Here is a 19,862-nt window from a genome sequence, read left to right as displayed (position 1 = left end):
CGCGCGCCAGAGCGCCCGTCAGCGTATCGCCAAACACTAGCCCCAGCCCACCGATCGTATAGTTCAGTGTCGGATCAACATTGCCGTAGATCTTGGACTGCCCGGCAGCCGCCGTGATCGTGATCGCTCGCGGCGTGATCCCGAACGTCGAGCCCGTTGTGAAGCTCAGCGCATAATTGCCCGAAGCGGCGAGCGAGCCTTGCCCGATGGCATAGTCCCCAACCGTTTCACCGGCGGCGCGCGCCAGAGCGCCCGTCAGCGTATCGCCAAACACTAGCCCCAGCCCACCGATCGTATAGTTCAGTGTCGGATCAACATTGCCGTAGATCTTGGACTGCCCGGCAGCCGCCGTGATCGTGATCGCTCGCGGCGTGATGGAAGCGACTGCAGTGGTGGATTGGTTGACCGTGTAGTTTGCTGCATCGGCGCCGAATAGCGCGATATTGCTCACGCTCACCGACCTGTTCACACCGACGTCGCTACCATTGAACGCAGCGGTTCTAGCGATAGTCAAAATATCGCCGCTGATGCGGTTATCTGAGAACACTACCTGTGCTGCAGTCGTGCCATCGTAGAATTTATCCTGACCAACCGCAGTGACAGCTAGTGCTGCTTTCTCGACCGTATAAGTTCCCGGAAGGACGACTAACCGATAATCGATCCCCGTACTTGAAACTATTGGGCTGTTGGTGGCCGCGGGAGAGATAGTATACGTCCCCGCATTATCGTGACCGCTGGTACTTATCCCGCCAGGGTTTGGATCGGCAAGAACGATGCTGGCAATTATGTCGTCTGGGTCAACTGCCTCCTCTGCAAGCTTGTAAAGTGTTTTGCCTGTTGCGGAATGATATCCGCCGAAAGATGACACAACGAAGTCAGGTCGGCTGCCCTCTCCGTACGTAACAGTGGTACTGGCAACACTTGTCACCACCGCGCGGGAGAGCGCGTAGAGTTCGGGATAATGGGCCACATTGTCCCCGCCCTGCCCAGCCTTGTTAGGCGGGATCCAGGTGCTCACAAAATCCCAACCTGCATAGTTCGTCGCAAAATTTGCGATGTCCTGCATTTGGGCTGTCGTGAGCCCGACCACCCTGGTGCCATCAAGAAATACGTTATTGCCGGTTGCATTGCTGCGGCCGCTTGTCTCCTTATCCCACCGATTTCCGACCATTGTTGAGGAAATCGGTGCCGTTTCTCCAAAAAGCCCCCCAACGTTAGTGTTCCCTGTCACCGCACCGGTGGCGTAATTCATCACAGCCGAACCGGAATGATAATAGCCTATGAGCCCCCCTACGAACCGATCACCCTGCACCGCTCCTCTGGCATAGCTCGTGAAGACGTGGTTATTGGAGTGGTAGCCAATCAGGCCCCCAACGTAAACTTCGCCGACGACATTCCCGCTGGCATAGCTCGACGAGAGCGTAGCTTCCGTCATGTAGCCGACGAGTCCCCCTACGCGCCACTCCCCTGTTACGTTGCCAGTCGCGTATGATGCGGTAACAGTATTGCGGGCATATCCACCACCAGCCATGACGTAATGGGTATAGGCGCCAAACAAGCCCCCGACGTCGTCTGTTCCAGAGACATCGCCGGTGGCGTAGCTATAGTTGACCGCCGTTGCTTCGGCCTTGCCAGCCAGGCCGCCAACGTAAATGTAGCTACCTGTTACAGCGCCGGTTGCAAAACTGTTCGAAATTGTCCCAAGATTAGCGTTGCCCACCAGGCCACCGACATACCCGGACCCGGATATAGTTGCCGTTGAATAGCTTGAAAGGATGGTGTCTTGCTGGCTCCTTCCAATAAGTCCGCCGGTCTGGGAATAAACTGAACTCGTTCCATGCACTTTTCCGGTAACGTAGCTGGATGAGATCGTGCTTGAGTGGGATGAGCCAGCAAGGCCGCCAACAAAGCTCTTGCCGACGATGTCAACATCTTCGAGACCGACATTGCGTACGCTGCCACCATCTAAACTTGCGAACAGCCCGACACCAGTTTGATCGGGCCTGTTAATCGTAAGGCCGGTGATGGCATGGCCCAGGCCGTGGAACTCGCCATTGAATCCCCACAAGCCCCCCCTCAAGATTGGCGTGAAGCCCGCTCCGTCGTTCCAGGCCGATGTCGCCGACGCATCGATGTCAACCGCCAGAGCATAGCGCCCAGTGGCACTACTAAGCTGAATCGCCTGCAGCTGATCCACATTACGGATCAGCACAAATGCATTTCCGTTGACACTGAATGTCGAGCTGGAGCCGGGTAGCGTTATGGACGCACCAGCGCCTAGGGTGTAATTGCCGCCGGAATTCAGCGCGAGGCCCGCAGAGACCCCGGTTGCGCTAATCGGCGCATTGATCGAAATATCGCCCGAAGCACTCAGAGTCAGCACGGTTCCGGCCGACCATCCCAGAGGCGCTGCGACCGTGATGCTGCCCTGCTGAGCACCGCCAGCGCCAGTGCTCACAGTAACGTTGGAAAGTGCGAGTTGGTCGATGAGATGGGACGCGTTGATTACGCTGTCATTGCCAGTCGCAGTAAACCCCGAAAGACCGTTGTTTTGCCCGCTAGAGATCGTGATGTTGTAAGGATCAAGCAGCAGGTTACCGAAGTTTCCTGAGCCCGAAGATAAATCAGCAAGGCCTCTGTAAGAAAGACTGGCCATGCCCGAAACCTCGGCGTCACCGCCGCGCGTCACGCCGGTCGCGGAAATCGTTCCTGCAAAGTCGGTATGCTGATCACTCCAGACAACGACACGCCCACCGACACCGGTCACGCCATCGGCGCGGATTGTCGCGCCTTGGGCGACCGTTGTGGTCTGCGCTGTGCTGATAGCGTCGCTCGAATAGCGGATCGCGGTCGCTCCGCCCTGGTAATCGCCCCCGAGCAGGATCAACCCGCCATTGGCGCCTGACGCATCGATTGTCGCCGTCGGCGCCAACGTCAGCGCTGAGCCTGCAGTAGCGATGACTGTGCCGCCATCGGAATTGTGGCCGGCAACGTCTATATTGCCGCCGAGCGTCACCTCGCCACCAGACATGAACACCTTCCCGCCCAAATGGCTCGGTCTGTCGACCGGCTGCGGCGCTGTGCGGACTTCCGGAGCCGGGGCCTCCTGGCGCGCAACTAAATCCTGCGTTACCGCGACGGTGCCACCTTCGCCCGCAGTGAGGAATATGCGCCCCCCTTCCTTCTTGACCCCCGTAGCCTTGATTGCCCCAGCGGTGTTACCGGCAAGCGCAAAGACATTCCCGCCATTGGTCCGAAGTTCGGCCGTCGCCGCCTCAATGGTGCCGGAATGCGATACACTGGTATCATCGCCACCGAGCTTGACCGCAAACTTTCCGTTGCCGACATCCTGGTCGCTCAGCAGCACTTCATAGCCGCCAAGCAACCCCACCGCACCCTCGGGCGCATCTAGGACGCCGGCATTCTCTACCCGACGCGCGCTCAGGATAATGTCGCCACTGGCCGAGACAATGTGGCCAAGATTAACGACTGCCGCATTGCTGAGGCCCCTGAGCGTCAGGTCGCCGCCGCCTAAGAAGTTGGCATCGGAGATATCGAGCGTCGAGCCAACAAAGGACCCGCCGGTCCTGACCACGCCGCTGGTCCCTACCACCACACCCGCTGGATTGATCAGATAGACCGAGCCAGTAGCCGAGAGCGCACCGTCGATGGTCGAAGGGAGATGTCCGGTAACCCGGTTTAGAGTTGCGCCGTTGCCGTTGATGAAATTGGCCGTCGCTCCATTACCGATGGAGAAGCTGTCCCAGGCAATGATCGCGTTTTGCGACTTCTGTGTCACCGTCAACGTCGCACCCGACGCGTTGATCGTGGCCTGGCCCTGGCTGACGATACCCCCCTCGGGCAGCGACTGCGCCTCAACCGTCGCCCCACCGAGCAGCGCCAGCGGTGTCGTCATCAATAGCATGGCAACCAGACGCCGCACTGCGCCGCCAAGCCAATCAGCCCCGATTCCATGCTCAACCATGGCCGCCCCCCACATCTCAGCTCAAAAGCCTCGACCTGCCCTTACCTTAGAGCTGAATCTAGCAGCCGCCAAGAAATCTTAATCGCTTCAGAAATTTGGATAGCACAACTTCGCTGAGGATCACTATAGGCTCAAGCAGCAATATGCGCGCCGCTCTAATTTCGAAGTTCTTGAATAATTAGACTTCATCGAATCCTGGTCGAATCTCAGCCCCCCCCCCATAAGTCGGTTGATCTCTCATCCCTGCCAAATAGATGTAGGCAGAGAATGGCTCGGCTACCTCTTCCAGGCGGCGCAGGACGGGCAGAGCGTCGCCGTCACCTCCATCGGCAAGTTCTATCTCGGCCAGCCGGAAAACGCCGCGCTCGCCTTCGACAACCTCATGACCGGCCTGAAGCTGGGCGACACCGATGCCGGTGTGCTGCTCGCCGACCACTACATCGCCAAGAACGAGTTCGGGCAGGCCTTTGACTATTCGCTACTGGCTGCGACATCGGGCACCTCGCGGGGCAGTAGTGAGGCGGAGATGAACAGGCCATGCGGCATTCGCCCGGCGTATCGACGCCCGGCTAGGGTGAGGACTGCAGATCGCCGCCGAGTAAATCGGTGCGTGGCAGCACTTCGACGGTGGGGTCGATGACGCCGATCTCAAATGTCGGCGCTGTCGACATCCTCGGAGGCAGGAATACGCCCGATAGGGCATCGGCATAGCCTTCGAGTCTGTCGATACCGCTCTTGAGAAAGCAGTTCGGCCCGCGCGTCAGTGTGGGATTGGCATTGAAGGTGAATGCGGTGCACTGCTGATTGCCAAGGCACGAAGCGGCGCAGGCCACGACATCGGCCTCCCGCTCGGACGAAATGTCCTGCCCATAAAATCGAGCCCTTCGTAAAAAGCGAGCCGCAGAGTGTCGTCTCCGACACTGGTTTCGGTCGGCGGGTGCGTTTTCGGATTATCGGTTTCCGGCTCGATCAGCGCAGCGAGGGCTGCATAATCGGTCTTGCCGCGGAGGCCCTTGCCGATCCTGTTGATGCCGAGATCATCGAGCTCGGCCTGGGTGAAGACATACATGTCCTCGCTCGGCGTGCGGGACATGCGCGTAAACACCTCAGTGGGCGCCTCGAAACGGGTGAGCACTTCAAGGATGTCGGACACCGAGGATTGAACGCCCGAGGGGTCCGGCGTCTCGGACCACATCTGGCGAACCCCGAGCTGACCTGCGGCGAGGCGCTCCTTGCCGGCAAAGAAAATGAAGGCACAGGCCGAAAAACAGCGGGCGCTGTCGGGGACAAGCGTGCTCAGCCCCTTTGCGTGGATATCGTCGGCGATGATCAGGGCGCTGGCGACGAGGCCGCCAGCGCTCGAGAGCACGACGACCTTGGCATCAGGACGCAGCGAAAACGCGCGGCGAAACTCGAGCGGCGTGCCTACGCCTATATCGCCGTCGAGCATGATCGCAGATTGGCTTTCATCGGAAATGACGAAGGCGCCGATCCGCTCATCGGCAGCAGCGGGCAGCAATGTCATCGCCAAGACGAGCACCAGTGACAGCAAGAAATGCATTTTATCCCCCAGTAAGAGCATAGAAGCAGTTGAACGCCCGGCCGCCAACATAGGCGTTTGGTCTCACTGGAAATTTTGCGCGCCCCGGGGAAAGAGATTGCCGTTTATCGACCCGATATTTCAGATCGAAAAGTGTCCGCTTTCGGGAAGCAGCCAAGGGCAGTCCAATGACCGAAATGGGGCGCCTTGCCGGCACTTGCGCGTTGCATCTCCAGCCGCTAACCTATTTCTGCACACATCAGGGTCGGGTATATGCCCCGTCCGTTGCCCGTCTATAGCGGCCGAGTGCAGGGGTGCCTTTACAGGCCGCAGCAACTTTCTGGATCGTCATCGATCTTGGAAGTGCCATGCCAAAGCTCAACAAACTGCGTGATAAAGCCCGCGACAACCAAGGCGGGAAATGCTGGTACTGTGGCTGCCCGATGTTGCCAGCCTCGGACAATGATCCAGCCAGGTGCACCGCGGAACACCTTCGCGCGCGATGCGATGGGGGCAAAGATGTTCTCGAAAACATCGTGGCTGCTTGCTGGCTCTGCAACAACCGACGTCACCGGCGAAAATTGCCACTCGCACCGGAGGAGTACCGAGAGCTTGTGCGTAATCGACTTTCCTCAGGGCGATGGATCGCTTCTCGTAGTAGCAAAGGTCAGAAGCCTGCAGGCCCTGATGTCCGCTTTTGAGAGGCCGCGCTCGGTGCCACAATGGCAGCAATGGGGCGCGAAGTGGTGGTCAACCTCGGTGCCGGACTGTTTTCCACCCACCCCTCTGCTGCCGTCTGGATCGGGCAAGCAAACTTGGCAGCTGTCACGAGAGCGCGGTTGCGGCTCACAGGGCCTAAATGGCGAGAGCCTGCTTGCGGCATATCCGACGCCAGTATTTGCGATTATCGACCAGCAACAGAGCATGTGAGAGTAGACGGCGCGTGTGCTTTTGACTGAAGATGCTCGGCTCATGTTCCTTTTGCGCCTCTCGCGGCTGCAAAATCTCTACGTCAAGTTTAAAAAGTTATGTCTTTGCCTATATAGGGCAATACAAATCCAGCAGGATCCGATAAATTAGCAACTTTAAGTGGGTCAAGAAAGCTATAAAAGAAAGTTCGCGCGACGATTTCGCGAGGCTGTTCTTGGAATTATTTGGGCCATTCATGCCCGACCTGTTTGAGACTCGCCGATTAGGGGAGTTAGACAGGCTCGGAAGTGATATTGTTGACTTTGGTGAGGCGGGAAACCTCCGGCTCGTTGTGCAATGCAAGGGTTTCGAAAAGCCGATTTTTGGCGATTCGCAGCTGCAACAGTGTTTGCAGGAGATTGCAAAATACTCGTCGAGTGGTCCGCAAGTAGAAAGCTATTGGCTTGCATTAAATCGCGCCGTAATCGACTCTCAGCACCGCAATAAAATTCAGTGCCAGCTTGACCATCTTGTAACGTCTGGAAAGGTAACGGATGCACGGCTTCTAGACTTCAATCAGATTATCAGCACACTTGAAGAAGTGGTGGTGAACTGCCTCCGCCAGTGGGCCAGTCAACGTCAGGAACAGTCTGCTCAGGAACACGCCGACAATCTGGCTGTGGTCGACTACCTTTCCGATGTCCCGTTTAAGTTCGCTGACATGACCCGAAGTAATCCGTCGCATTACTTCTCGGAACTCGTTAGGAACGAGCGCAATGACCGCCCCCAAACACAGTTTGGCAAAGACCGGAAGCCTCCGCGCATACTTCTGAAGGGAAGCTTTGGGTACGGCAAAACCAGCGCCCTCCTAGCTGCGAGCGCCCTACTACTGAGAAGTGACATTCGCCCTATTTACCTTCGTGCCGCTGACCTTAAGGATACTGAGGCCTTTGGATCGGGCTACGGGCTTCTTGCGGAAATCCTTGGCTCGTTCGTACCGGAAGATGCTGACCTTAGCGATTTAGCGTCGTCGCTTGCGATTGATACGCTTCGCAGGGAATTTAAGCATTCCGACGATTGGGTTCTCCTCATCGACGCTATCGATGAAAGTCCGTTTTCGAACAACCCCAGCAAGCTCGCTGCCCTTTGGGGCGGTGCCATTGATGCTGGTTTGCCAGTGCTAGTTTCTGTACGTTCGGAACTTGTCGACCAGAGAGAACGTGAGTTCACAATTAACCCAAAGTCACTTAAGAACGATCTCTTTCAAGTATTGGATTTGGACGAGTGGACCGACGAACTTATCGGGCAATTCCTGGAGAGCTTTAGCGAAAAGCAGGCCGGGATGCCATCGTCAGAATATCTTGAATTACAGGCTTTGGTAGCAGACGGGAACTATCAACAGGCGTACGGCGACATCCCGCGGCGTCCACTATTCCTTGGCATGCTTGCAGAGGATATTTGGCATAGTCGTGCGTCACCAAAACGTTTGTGCGACCTTTATGAGAGCTATTTCACAATGAAGTTCGAGCGAGATAGGTATTCGGGGGGCTACAATCGGCCGTTCGAATTCTTGCAGCGCGAAGGTCTCGACGAAACTCTCCGCTTGCTCTTTCTTGCCATGGAAGAGATCGCTTCAGCAATCAATGAAAAGTACATGGCGGCCATGACGGGCGGCAGTAACGAAGTCCGAAACCTTGGATATCTGTCGCGCGATGAAATCGACGGCGTTCTTCGTCGCGTGAGGTTAGACGGTGTGGGGCCAACAGAACTGGCGCTGCACTCGGTCGTCGTCCCTGCCGGTAGGGACCGCCACACGAAACAAATGCTTTTTCGATTTGCACACGCTTCCTTCGAGGACTACTTCAACGCCCGCTGGCTCTTCCGACGCAGTATCCTTCCAGGCGACGAGTCCAACGACGCCGTGAAACGTTTCTATTCAGAGATGACCTGAAGCGATGCTCTTCCGCGTGGCCGGAAGCATCAATTGAATCCAACAGACAGTCTAAGGCACTGCGACTGACTCTCCAAAGCCGTCAGCGCATTGTGGGCAGCGTATAGCTTCCGCAATTCGTCTCTAAACGACCGATACGGGGCGCATAAGCGACCGCAGGGTTTGTGCCTGCTGGAGTCAGCCGCGGAAGGCGGCTCGGTACTCGTGATGCCTTAGATAAGCGTTGAAAGCAACGGCGTTGGCCGCGGCTATGTCTTTCTCGACGTAGGTCCTCCGAACGAGAGTTAGCAGTTCCCCGCGAGCGCGCTCGAGTTGCTCAAATCCTGCCTGGACGGTCGCCTGCGCCTCACGAGCGTGGGAAGCCTTGCCGCCATCCCAGACATGGTAGGAAGGGTGAGTGCGCTGCCGGTAGTGTTCGTCACGTGATAGGCCCGTCGACCAGTTCGTCTGAGACGTGGAACAGGCTGTTCTGGAGCACGCCAAAAAAGCTTTCGATGGAGGCCCTCACGGTTCCGGGCGTCATCATCATCGGCGCCACCAACTTTCCGTATCGGATAGATCCTGCATTGCTGCGGGCGGGCCGCATAGAGAGACACGTGCACATTGCGCTTCCGGACGCGGTCGATAGAAGGCAGATCATCGCGCACTATACCGGCGGCGCGCTAAGCGCAGAGCAGTTGACCGAGCTCAGTGAGCTGACGCCTCAATATTCTGGGGCTGACCTCGAGTCCCTCACGCGTCGTGCTTCCGCGATCGCCCGCCGCCAGGAGCGGCAAGTCAGCTTCGAGGACGTCGTACGAGAAGTCGAGAAGCCGCTGGAAGGTCTCTCATCGTCTGATCTGAGGCGGGCGACGATCTATGCCAGCGGGCGCACGCTGGTGGCTGAAATCCTCAATGTCCGGATCGACAACCGGCCAGCCTATCCAACCGTAGTGGATCTCCGAGATCAGCTAGCCGTTCTGGTTGCCGGCCGGCTCGCGGAAGAAATGCTGCTGGGCCATGCTTCCGTGCTGGGAGAGGATGATCTCGCGCAGGCGTCGGCACTGGCCGAGGCGATTGAACTTCGCCTCGGCTTTGGCGCCCGCGGCCTCTTGAGCGGACGAGTGCGAGGCAGTGAAAGCGATGTCAGGTGTCTCGCTCACATCGAAGCGGCTGCTGATCGCTCCATGCGGCTACTCGCCGATAATCGAGATGAGCTTGAACGCCGATGCTCCTTGGGAGTGCCGCTGCCCAAAGCGAGCCAGAAGCCATGGGACGCCATGACCGTGCACTGAGGGGCATGCTCGCCGCTTGCGTATCCTCAGACCAGAGCGCCTCATCCAGCGTGGTGAGGCGCTCTCTTTTTGAGCTGCCTCCTGCCGCACTATTTAGTGCCCGAATCCCGGCCGGATAAGTTGGGCGAGCCCGCTGGCCCAAGACACAACTGTGCGAAAACTCCGAGCATTGTATTTTTCGCAGATGACCCATAGCTCAGGAGCATGAGCCGGCCGAGCTGGCCATTTAGCGACATGAAACGTCAACTGATATCCGGTTACGAATGTTGAATCTATTAGGGAAACTGCTTCGGGATGGACTCCCAAGTGGGTAGGTTTTGGTTTCCCTGACATCTTTCGCAAAACACCAAGGCTCTTGTGTTTTTCTTGGCTTTCGGCTATGTCCCGCCTCAGGACACCTCGCCCTAACGCGAGGCGCATAGGCCTGGGAGGGCCGCTTGAGATGGCTGATACGCCCCTGACCGCACCGGCGGTAAAACTGGCTAACCCCAATTTTTCGTCGGGTCCTTGTGCCAAACGTCCAGGCTGGACGGTTGAAGCGCTCGCCGGCGCGCTGACCGGTCGTTCGCACCGCGCCAAGCCGGCCAAGGCACGCATTCAGCAGGCGATCGACCTGACCCGCGAACTGCTCGAAGTTCCCGCCGACTATCGCATCGGCATCGTTCCTGCTTCCGATACTGGCGCGGTCGAAATGTTCCTCTGGAGCGCCCTCGGCGCTCGGGGCGTCGATATGCTCGCCTGGGAGTCGTTCGGTGCGGGTTGGGTCACCGACGTGCAGAAGCAGCTCAAGCTCAATGACGTTCGCGTGCTCGAAGCCCCCTATGGCGAACTGCCTGATCTGACGCAGGTCGATTTCAACCGTGACGTGGTATTCACCTGGAACGGCACCACTTCGGGCGTGCGCGTGCCGAACGCGGACTGGATCCCGGCGGACCGCGAAGGTCTGACGATCTGCGACGCGACGTCGGCTGCTTTTGCGCAGAAGCTGGATTTCCAGAAACTCGACGTCGTCACCTTCTCCTGGCAGAAGGCGCTGGGTGGTGAAGCCGCACACGGCATTCTCATTCTGTCGCCGCGCGCCGTCGAGCGTCTCGAAACTTTCAAGCCTGATCGTCCGCTGCCCAAAATCTTCCGCATGACCAAGGGCGGCAAGCTGATCGAAGGCATCTTTAAGGCCGAAACGATCAACACCGTTTCGATGCTCTGCATCGAAGACGCGATCGATGCCATGCAGTGGGGTCTGCAGGTTGGCGGCTTGAAGGCCATGCAGGCCCGTGCCGATGCCAATTTCAAGACCTTGGCTGACTGGGTGGAGAAGACAGACTGGGTCGCCTTCCTCGCCAAGAATGCAGATCAGCGCTCGAATACCTCCGTGTGTCTCTCGATCGTTGATCCGGACATCACCGCGCTCGACGATGACGGTCAGGCCGCTTTCGCCAAGGCCATCGTTGCCCGTCTCGACAAACTCGGCGTTGGTTACGATTTCGGCTCCTACAAGGACGCTCCGGCAGGTCTGCGTATCTGGGCCGGCTCCACGGTTGAGGCCTCCGACCTTGCTGCACTGACCCCGTGGCTCGACTGGGCTTTCGCTCAGGAAAAGGCCGCGCTCAAGGCAGTCGCCTGAGTTTTGGCCCCGCCATGCGGCGGGGCACTTCCCCACATTCCCGCGGCGCTGATTGACCTGCAGCCGCATTCAAATTGGAAAAGTCCAAAAATGCCAAAAGTTCTCGTTTCGGATAAGCTTAGCCCGACCGCCGTCCAGATTTTCAAGGACAATGGCGTCGAGGTCGACTACCTGCCCGATCTCGGCAAGGACAAAGAAAAATTCCTTGAAGCCATCGGCCAGTACGATGGTCTTGCCATTCGTTCGGCTTCGAAGGTCACCGAGAAGATCATCGCTGCCGCGACCAATCTGAAGGTCATCGGCCGCGCCGGTATCGGTGTCGACAATGTCGATATTCCGGCTGCGACCAAGAAGGGCATCATCGTGATGAACACGCCCTTCGGCAATTCGATCACCACGGCCGAGCACGCCATCGCCATGATGTTCGCGCTTGCTCGCCAGCTGCCGGAAGCCGACGCTTCGACCCGCGCCAGCAAGTGGGAAAAGAACCGCTTCATGGGTGTTGAAGTCACCAACAAGACCCTTGGTCTCATTGGTGCCGGCAATATCGGTTCGATCGTTGCTGACCGCGCCATTGGCCTGCGCATGAAAGTCATCGCCTTCGATCCGTTCCTGACCCCGGAACGCGCCCAGACGCTGGGTGTCGAAAAGGTCGAGCTCGATGACCTGCTCGCCCGCGCCGATTTCATCACCCTGCACACGCCGCTCATCGATGCGACCCGCAATATTCTCAATGCTGAAAACCTCGCCAAGACCAAGAAGGGCGTGCGCATCGTCAATTGCGCCCGTGGCGGTCTTATCGATGAGGAAGCCCTCTACAACGCGCTGAAGTCGGGCCATGTGGCCGGCGCTGCGCTCGACGTGTTCCTCGTTGAACCGGCCGAGAACAATCCGCTGTTCGATCTGCCCAACGTCATCTGCACCCCGCACCTTGGCGCCTCGACCACCGAAGCCCAGGAGAACGTCGCTCTGCAGGTTGCCGAACAGATTTCCGCCTATCTGATGACCGGCGAAATCACCAATGCGCTCAATTTCCCGTCGATCTCGGCGGAAGAAGCTCCGATCATCACCCCCTGGGTGAAGCTTGCCGAGGCGCTGGGTTCCTTTGCTGGCCAGCTCACCGAAACGGGGATCAAGGGCATCCAGATCGAATTCGAAGGTACTCCGGCCGGCCTCAATATCCGCCCAATGGTCGCTGCCGCCATCAATGGCGTGCTAAAACCGTCGCTGGGTGACATCAACATGGTTTCGGCCCCGCAGATCGCCAAGGATCGCGGCATTACCGTTGAAACCACGACCCGCGACCAGCAGGGCGCCTACGAAGGCTATATCCGCCTGACCGTGACCACCGAGCGCCAGACGCGCGGTGTTGGCGGCACGATCTTCGCCAATGGCAAGTCGCGCATCATCCAGGTCAAGGACAGCAACATGGAAGCGGAACTGTCGCCGTCCATGCTCTATGTCACCAACGAGGATAAGCCGGGCCATATCGGTCGTCTTGGTACGCTGCTCGGCACGCTGGGCATCAATATCGCCAACTTCAACCTCGGTCGGGCCGAGGTGGGTGGCGATGCGATTGCGCTCGTTTCCATCGACGGCACGCTGACCGAGGAACAGCTGGGCAAGATTGCCGCGCTCGAAGGCGTCAAGCAGGCCAAGGCCGTTCGCTTCTCGTAACGGCCCCTACCGTGATTTTGAGCCCCGCCGGTTTTGCCGGCGGGGCTTTCTTTTTGGGCAGGGCGCGTTAGTCTTCCCGCGTTCCCTCTGCGTCGCCGTGTCGACGCCAGTCCCCAAAGACAATCCGAGGTTCTTATGAAGACCTTCAAGGTGCCCCACACCGATCTTTCCGTATCGAGTGTCGTTCTGGGGCTCATGCGCATTGCCAAGATGAGCAACGCCGAAATCCAGGCCCTGTTCGGTGCGGCGCTCGATGCCGGCGTCACTGTGTTCGACCATGCCGATATCTATGGTGGCGAACGCCATCGCTGCGAGGAGCGGTTTGGCGAGGCGATAACGCTCTCGGCAGCCCAGCGCGAAAAGGTGCTGATCCAGAGCAAGGTCGGCATCCGCAAGGGCTATTTCGATTTCTCGTCCGAGCACATTCTGCAGACGGTTGATGAGTCGCTGGCGGCCCTGCGCATCGATTATCTCGACGTGCTGCTGCTGCATCGCCCGGATACCCTGGTCGAGCCCGAAGATGTTGCGTCGGCTTTCGACAAGCTCGCGGCATCGGGCAAGGTGCGCAATTTCGGCGTTTCCAACCACACGCCTGGCCAGATCGAGGTGCTGAAGACGGCGGTAAAACAGCCCCTGCTGTTCAATCAGGTCCAGCTCAGCATCACCCATGCCAATCTTTTCGCGCAGGGTGTTGCGGCCAATATGAACGGCCTCGACCAGTCGATCAGCCGTGACAATGGCCTGCTCGATTATTCGCGCCTCAAGGGCATGATGCTGCAGGCATGGTCGCCGTTCCAGAAGGGCTTCTTCGATGGTGTCTTCGTCGGGGATCGCGAAGAATATGCCGAACTCAACGAGGCGATGGACGAACTGGCCGCCAAGTACAATGTGACGCCCACCGGCATTGCCGTTGCGTGGATCACGCGCCACCCGGCCAATGTGCAGGTCGTGCTCGGTACCACCAAGCCGTCGCGCGTCGAAGAATGCGCCGCCGGTTCGTCCGTGCCGCTGACCCGCGAAGAATGGTATCGGCTCTTCCGCGCCGCCGGCCACACGCTGCCGTAAGTCGAGATCAGGCGGCGCGTCGGCGCGCCGCCCACTCCGCCAGGACGATGCCGGCGATGATGATTGCGGCTGCAAGGAAGTGATAACCCTCAAGGCTTTCGCCAAGGATCAGCACCGAACCCAAGGTTCCGAAAACCGGAATGAGATTGTGGCTCGGCGCGGCGCGATTGGCGCCGACCAGTTCGACGCCACGGGCGTAGGCGATCTGGCTGAACATGGAGGGGAAGGTCGCGACATAGGCGATCACCAACCATACCTTTAGCGACATGCCGCCAAGCGTCGAGACCGTACCCAGACCGCCGCTGAACAGCGCCAGCATGACCACGGCCGCGGTTGCCGCGCCGAAGAACGACACGGCCATGAAGCTGAACATGTGCACTTTCGGCCGGAAGCGCAGCGCCAGTGTGTAGCCGGTATAGGCAAGGCAGGCGAGAATGACGAAGCCATCGCCCAGATTAACGTCCATGCGCAAGAGCCGCAGCGGATCGCCATGGGTCGCTGTCAGGATCACCCCGAAAATCGCCAGCAACACACCCGAGATTTGCAGGACATTGGCCCGCACCCGGAAGAACAGGAAATTTGCGCCCAGAATCAGCATGGGCAGCGAGGCCTGCTCAATGGCCGAATTGACCGCCGTGGTCATGGTCAGCCCAAGATAGAGAAGCACATTGAAGAGCGCGTAGCCGATGATGCCGAAGGCCATCAGTACCGGCCAGGTGCGTTTTACTTCGGCCCAGTCGGCTTTGAGGTAGCGCCAGGAAAAGGGCAGAATAAACAGCGTTGCCAGCACGCAGCGGCAGGCGAGCAGCAGAAATGGGCTGATTTCGCCCACGACCAGCTTGGCCGCAATGACATTGCCGCCCCAGAAAAGCGGGGCCAGAACCAGCAAAAGATAAGGCTGATCAAGAATTCCGGCGGAAATGCCGCGCTTTTCATCGGTCTGCGGCTTTGTCATCTGCGCTTGGGTGATGTAAGGACAATCGGACTTACCAGTTATTCGGCCGCAATCAAACCCGACGGGGCGGCCGGGAGGACCGGTGTCCATAACTGGGGTAAAGTGTTGCCACCAGCCGGCCCGATTTCATCGTGCCGGGTTTTGGCACGCTTTCTTTTGAGGAAGACTGGACTATGGCGAATGTGGTTGTCGTCGGCTCTCAGTGGGGCGACGAGGGCAAGGGCAAGATCGTGGACTGGCTCTCGGAGCGCGCCGACGTTGTCGTGCGTTTCCATGGTGGTCACAATGCCGGCCATACGCTGGTTATCGATGGGGTGAGCTACAAGCTCGCGCTGCTGCCTTCGGGCCTGGTGCAGGGCAAGCTCTCGGTCATCGGCAATGGCGTGGTTGTTGATCCCCACCACTTCGTCCAGGAAATGGCAAAGCTGCGCGGCCAGGGCGTGACCATCACCCCGGAAATCCTGCGCATTGCCGACAATGCTCCGCTGATCCTGTCGCTGCACCGCGAACTCGACGGTATCCGCGAAGACGCCAATTCCGGTCTCAAGATCGGCACGACGCGCCGCGGCATCGGCCCCGCCTATGAAGACAAGGTCGGCCGCCGCGCCATCCGCCTCATCGACCTTTCCGAACCCGACACGCTCATGCCCAAGATCGAGCGTCTCCTCAGCCACCACAATGCACTGCGTCGCGGCATCGGCCTTGCCGAAATCGAAGCGCAGACGATCTATGACGAGCTGACCTCCATCGCCGGCGAAATTCTGCCCTTCATGGATCAGGTCTGGCGCGTGCTCGACGACAAACGCCGCGAAGGCGCCCGTATCCTGTTCGAAGGCGCGCAGGGTGCGCTGCTCGACAACGATCACGGCACCTATCCCTTCGTGACCTCGTCCAACACCGTTGCCGGTCAGGCTGCCGCCGGTTCGGGTCTTGGCCCCACGGCCATCGGCTATGTGCTGGGCATCACCAAGGCCTATACGACCCGCGTTGGCGAAGGGCCGTTCCCCTGCGAACTCGATGACGAGATCGGCAAGCACCTGGCGACCGTCGGCAAGGAAGTCGGCGTTAATACCGGCCGCCCGCGCCGTTGCGGCTGGTTCGATGCGGTGCTGGTGCGCCAGACCGTCAAGACCTCGGGAATCACCGGCATCGCGCTGACCAAGCTCGACGTTCTTGATGGCCTCAAGGAGATCAAGGTCTGCGTCGGCTACGAGCTCGATGGATCACGGATTGATTATTTGCCTGCCTCAATGGGGGCACAAGCGCGCGTTAAGCCGATCTATGAGACGCTCGAAGGCTGGTCGGAAACCACGGCTGGTGCTCGCTCCTGGGCGGAACTGCCGGCGCAGGCAGTCAAGTATGTGCGCTATATTGAAGAGCTGATCGGGGCCCCGGTCGCCCTTCTTTCTACCAGCCCGGAACGCGCTGACACCATCTTGGTAGTTGACCCGTTCCAAGACTGATAATTTTTGCTAAAAGACGACGCTGCAATTGTGAGTACCCAGTAGCCGATGGCGGACTATAAGGAGCTGTTGCGCCGAGCAATCTCGGCGCTGCCGGAGAATAATGGAGCTGCGCGACGCGCAGTTTACGAGAAGGCGCGTGCGGCTCTGGTGGGACAGTTGCGGGCTATCCAGCCCCCTCTGCCGGCCCGCGAAATCACGCAACACCGGCTGCAGCTCGAAGATTGCATCCGTCAGGTCGAGCAAGAAGCCAGCGAAGCTGTCATCTCTCTCGGGCGCGACGCCTTGTTTACATCGCGCCCGACTCCCGCCGCGACAACACCGGTGCCCGTCGCGCCGCCGCCGCGCGCACCCGATCCGGTCCCCGTGGTCGAAACCCGACCAGTATTTGAACCCAAACCGGTGGTGGTAGCGCCGGTCGAGGTTGTTCCGCCCAAACCCGTCGAACCGCCGGTCGTCGTCGAGGAAATTGCCGCAGAATCGGACGAACTCCCGGTCGAAGTCCTGCCGGACGAAACCGTTGAAGAGGACGACGGCCCGCTTTCGATCGAAGAAATCATCGGCCAGGCGGCCAGCGTCAGCGGCGCCGATGTGGAGCCGGTATCGGCCCCCTTCATCCCCGGTAGAGAGCCTCCGGCGGAAATCGCCGCCGTGCCCGAGCCTGTCGCGGAAGAAACCTTTGAGCCCCCTCCCGCGCCTGTGCCGCTCAAGCGCCCCAGCATTCTGCCCCGCCGGGATGCCGGCACTGCCGTCAGCACGGCCGCCAATGTGGGCTTTGCCGCTGCCCCGGTGATTGCCCGCGTCGAACCCTCCATGGGATCGACGAGCGGGGCGCTCGCGCGTCAGGCCATCGTCGAACCCGAAATCTCGGTTGCCGAGCCACCGGTCGAAACGGCGCTTTCCAGCGTACGCGAAGTCGAGGTTGATCCCGCCGATACGCGCGAAGCCGAAGGTGCCATCGAACGCGCCATCGAGACGCTGGACCGCGAAGCTCGTGGCGAGCCCACCGAAATGCTGCCCGAGCGCGATGCGCGCTCTAGGCTTGCGGGCGATCTTGCCGACGAAAATGCCGAATCCGGTGCGTTCGACGCTGCCGAGAGCGAACGCCGCTCAGGCGCTGGCATGACGATTTTCCTCATCGTTTTCGCCCTGCTGCTGGTTGGTGCCGGCGGCGCCGGCTTCTGGGCTTGGCGCGAAGGCTATGTCGATCTCGACCAGATGTTCGGCCGCGCCCAGCCGGCGATCACCGAAACCGCTGAAGCTCCCTTGCCGACGACGCCGACGCTCGATGCGCCTGCGGCCCCCGACACCACGACGGGCCCCGGCAATACTGCAACGACGACGCCGAGCGAGCCGACCACGGCCATCCAGGGCATCGATCTCGACGAGCGGCTCGACGCGACGCCGGAAGCGGTCACCCCCAACGGTACCGAAGCCGTGTTGCCCTCGATCAATGGTGCTGAAAAGACCGAGGAACGTCTTTCGGGCGCCGATACCAGCATTGCCGCCGCGGCTAACGATCCGGCCAACAGCGTCGATCCGGCCGTTCTTGCCGGCAGCCAGTCGCTGCTGCTCGAAGCCTCTGCCGATGGCCGCACCGGTGCGGTGCCGTTCTCGGGCACGGTGGATTGGCGCAAGAGCGAAGATGAGATCGGTCTGCCGACCCTTGTTGGCGAAGCCAGCATTCCGGCGCGCAATCTCAATGTCTCGCTGACGATCCGCAAGAATTCCGACCCGAGCCTGCCGGCCAGCCACCTGATGGAAGTCAACTTCAAGGTCAACGACACCTTTGTCGGTGGCTCGATTTCCAGCCTGCCGGGTGTCCTGCTCAAGAATGAGGAACTGGTTCCGGGCACGCCGCTCGTCGGTGCGTCTGCCCGCGTGATGGGCAACAGCTTCCTCTTCGCGCTCTCGGCCTCGCCGGCCGACGAGACGGCCAACGCGCAGCTGCTTGAATCGCGCCGCTGGCTCGATCTGGCCATCGTCTACGGCACTGGCCGCAATGCCATCCTGACGCTGGAAAAGGATGCGGAAGCGCAGGCCCTGTTCAAGGAAGTCTTTGCAGCTTGGGCAAAGTGATCAGGCCGGCGTAAGCCGGCCTTTTTCCAACCGATAATGGCGTGTCGCCAGCGCCACGATGTCATCTTCGTGGTGGCTGACGAGAATGGTGTGCCACCCCTCACTCGCCGTCAGTTCGCCCACCAGCGCGCGAATGGTCTTGCGGGTCTCGTCATCCAGTGCCGAAAAGGGTTCATCGAGCAGCAGCACAGCCCGGTCGCGTAGGAGCGTCCGCGCCAGCGCAACGCGCTGCTTTTGCCCGCCAGACAGGGTGGCCGCCTGGTCGGCCAGTCCTTCAAGACCCATCCGTGCCAGCACCGCTTCCACTCGGCTATGTCCTTCGGTCCTGTCCATGCCCTTGGGCAGGCCCAGAGCGACGTTCTCGCGGGCGGTCAAATGGTCGAAGAGATTGTCCGATTGCAGCAGCAGCGAGAGCGGGCGTGTTTCCGGCGACAGGGGCACGAGGTCCGCGCCGTCGAGCGTCAGGGTGCCACTCTCGGGAGCAAGGAAACCGGCCAGCAGATCGAGCAGCGTTGACTTGCCCGAGCCGCTGGCTCCGGAAACGGCCGTAACGGTGCCGGCTTCGGCTTCGAAAGAAAAGTCGTAGGTCTGGGTTTCCGCCCCATAGGCGAAGGCGAGGTGCTCAGCGCGAAGCATGGGCGATCCTTTCGAAAAGGCGCGGCAGGCCGACAAAGGCGACGATAGTGCCGATAAGCAGGATGGCGGCGATGGCGGCGGCGTCGTTGCTGCGATAGGCGCCAAGCGCGCGGAACATCATCAGCGGGAGGGTCTGGAAATCCTGCGTACCGAAAAGCGCAATGACCCCGAGATCGCCGAGCGAGAAGCAGAAGGCGAGGGCGAGCATCAGCCCGATGTCCTTGCCCAGCAGCGGATATTCCACCTGCCAGAACTGCTGCCAGCCGGAAAGGCCCAGCGAGCGGATGAGTTTTCCGCGGGCCCGCACCATGGCGTCGAGCGGCGGCCCCAGCGTGGCCACGGCAAAGGGCAGGGCGAGAAGGCTATTGGCGATGATCACCACAATTGGCGCCGCCTGTGCTGGCGCAAAGCCCAGATTGCGCACGATGAGGAAGAAGCCAAGCGATAGCACCACGGCGGGCACGGCGAGATAAGCAAAGCTCGGCGTACCAAGCAGGATGCGTACCGGCCTGACCCCACTCGCCGCTCGTCCAAGAGTGAGCGCCAGAGCCAGCACCAGCGTCAGCGCCGCTGACGCGCTGCCGATGACGAGGCTGGTGAGCAGCGACCACCAGAACGTCGGCTGTGCCAAAACGCGACCAAAGCCCGAGGCGATGCCATCAATCAGCACCGAGAGCAGCGGCAGCGCAAAGCCCAGCTGCGCC

14 protein-coding genes and 1 pseudogene are annotated in these 19,862 nt (G+C 59.9%); 9 read left to right on the top strand and 6 right to left on the bottom strand.

Annotated features, from left to right (window positions below):
* A partial coding sequence (locus tag J0I64_RS12350) for an MBG domain-containing protein (RefSeq protein ID WP_291408604.1) occupies positions 1–3,985 on the bottom strand: 3,985 nt, incomplete at its 3' end.
* Positions 3,986–4,214: 229 nt separating this feature from the next.
* On the opposite strand from J0I64_RS12350, the gene J0I64_RS12345 reads away from it, so the two are divergent.
* On the top strand, positions 4,215–4,625 hold the full coding sequence (locus J0I64_RS12345; RefSeq protein WP_291408602.1) for a hypothetical protein: 411 nt from the start codon (positions 4,215–4,217) through the stop codon (positions 4,623–4,625).
* On the opposite strand, the gene J0I64_RS22640 is transcribed toward J0I64_RS12345, so the two are convergent.
* Together J0I64_RS22640 and J0I64_RS12340 are read right to left on the bottom strand one after the other, a co-directional pair.
* Entirely contained in the window at positions 4,555–4,818 is a 264-nt protein-coding gene (locus tag J0I64_RS22640) for a PAN domain-containing protein (protein ID WP_366933741.1), read from the bottom strand. The two genes, J0I64_RS12345 and J0I64_RS22640, sit on opposite strands and share 71 nt — an antisense overlap.
* Positions 4,746–5,597 carry a hypothetical protein gene (locus J0I64_RS12340; RefSeq protein ID WP_291408600.1) on the bottom strand — a complete coding sequence of 284 codons (852 nt, stop codon included), beginning with the start codon at positions 5,595–5,597 and terminating at the stop codon, positions 4,746–4,748. Before J0I64_RS12340 ends, J0I64_RS22640 begins: the two co-directional genes overlap by 73 nt.
* Positions 5,598–5,893: 296 nt before the next feature.
* Here J0I64_RS12340 and J0I64_RS22635 point away from each other — a divergent pair, with 296 nt between their 5' ends.
* From J0I64_RS22635 to J0I64_RS12315, 6 genes are all read left to right on the top strand, one after another.
* Positions 5,894–6,226, top strand: coding sequence for an HNH endonuclease signature motif containing protein (locus J0I64_RS22635; protein ID WP_366933740.1), 333 nt, complete (start codon positions 5,894–5,896; stop codon positions 6,224–6,226).
* A 464-nt stretch (positions 6,227–6,690) separates the two neighbouring features.
* Positions 6,691–8,385, top strand: a complete 1,695-nt coding sequence (locus J0I64_RS12335) for a hypothetical protein (protein ID WP_291408598.1) — start codon at positions 6,691–6,693, stop codon at positions 8,383–8,385.
* Positions 8,386–8,879: 494 nt separating this feature from the next.
* Complete coding sequence (locus J0I64_RS12330) at positions 8,880–9,659, top strand: AAA family ATPase (RefSeq protein WP_291408596.1); 780 nt, start codon at positions 8,880–8,882, stop codon at positions 9,657–9,659.
* Positions 9,660–10,101: 442 nt separating this feature from the next.
* Positions 10,102–11,283 carry a phosphoserine transaminase gene (locus J0I64_RS12325; protein ID WP_291408594.1) on the top strand — a complete coding sequence of 394 codons (1,182 nt, stop codon included), beginning with the start codon at positions 10,102–10,104 and terminating at the stop codon, positions 11,281–11,283.
* A gap of 90 nt (positions 11,284–11,373) precedes the next feature.
* Entirely contained in the window at positions 11,374–12,960 is a 1,587-nt protein-coding gene (gene serA, locus J0I64_RS12320) for a phosphoglycerate dehydrogenase (RefSeq protein ID WP_291408592.1), read from the top strand.
* Between the two features lie 135 nt (positions 12,961–13,095).
* Positions 13,096–14,025 (top strand): aldo/keto reductase family oxidoreductase, encoded by a 930-nt coding sequence (locus J0I64_RS12315; protein ID WP_291408590.1) that lies wholly within the window; start codon positions 13,096–13,098, stop codon positions 14,023–14,025.
* A gap of 7 nt (positions 14,026–14,032) precedes the next feature.
* Here J0I64_RS12315 and J0I64_RS12310 read toward each other — a convergent pair whose 3' ends face one another.
* Complete coding sequence (locus tag J0I64_RS12310; RefSeq protein WP_291408587.1) at positions 14,033–14,980, bottom strand: DMT family transporter; 948 nt, start codon at positions 14,978–14,980, stop codon at positions 14,033–14,035.
* A 173-nt stretch (positions 14,981–15,153) separates the two neighbouring features.
* On the opposite strand from J0I64_RS12310, the gene J0I64_RS12305 reads away from it, so the two are divergent.
* Both J0I64_RS12305 and J0I64_RS12300 read left to right on the top strand, forming a co-directional pair.
* On the top strand, positions 15,154–16,443 hold the full coding sequence (locus J0I64_RS12305) for an adenylosuccinate synthase (RefSeq protein ID WP_291408585.1): 1,290 nt from the start codon (positions 15,154–15,156) through the stop codon (positions 16,441–16,443).
* A 48-nt stretch (positions 16,444–16,491) separates the two neighbouring features.
* Positions 16,492–18,522: a hypothetical protein gene (locus tag J0I64_RS12300; RefSeq protein WP_291408583.1), complete on the top strand. Its 2,031-nt coding sequence runs from the start codon at positions 16,492–16,494 to the stop codon at positions 18,520–18,522.
* On the opposite strand, the gene J0I64_RS12295 is transcribed toward J0I64_RS12300, so the two are convergent.
* Together J0I64_RS12295 and J0I64_RS12290 are read right to left on the bottom strand one after the other, a co-directional pair.
* Positions 18,523–19,158: an ATP-binding cassette domain-containing protein gene (locus J0I64_RS12295; protein WP_291408582.1), complete on the bottom strand. Its 636-nt coding sequence runs from the start codon at positions 19,156–19,158 to the stop codon at positions 18,523–18,525.
* A pseudogene (locus tag J0I64_RS12290) lies at positions 19,145–19,862 on the bottom strand (hypothetical protein); the annotation flags it as partial. The pseudogene J0I64_RS12290 and the gene J0I64_RS12295, both read right to left, overlap by 14 nt.

The sequence above is a fragment of the Devosia sp. genome, assembly GCF_017307565.1.
Classification (GTDB): domain Bacteria; phylum Pseudomonadota; class Alphaproteobacteria; order Rhizobiales; family Devosiaceae; genus Devosia.
The sequence above is the reverse complement of the archived record's forward strand: the minus strand, read 5'-3'. Positions and strand labels throughout refer to the sequence as shown.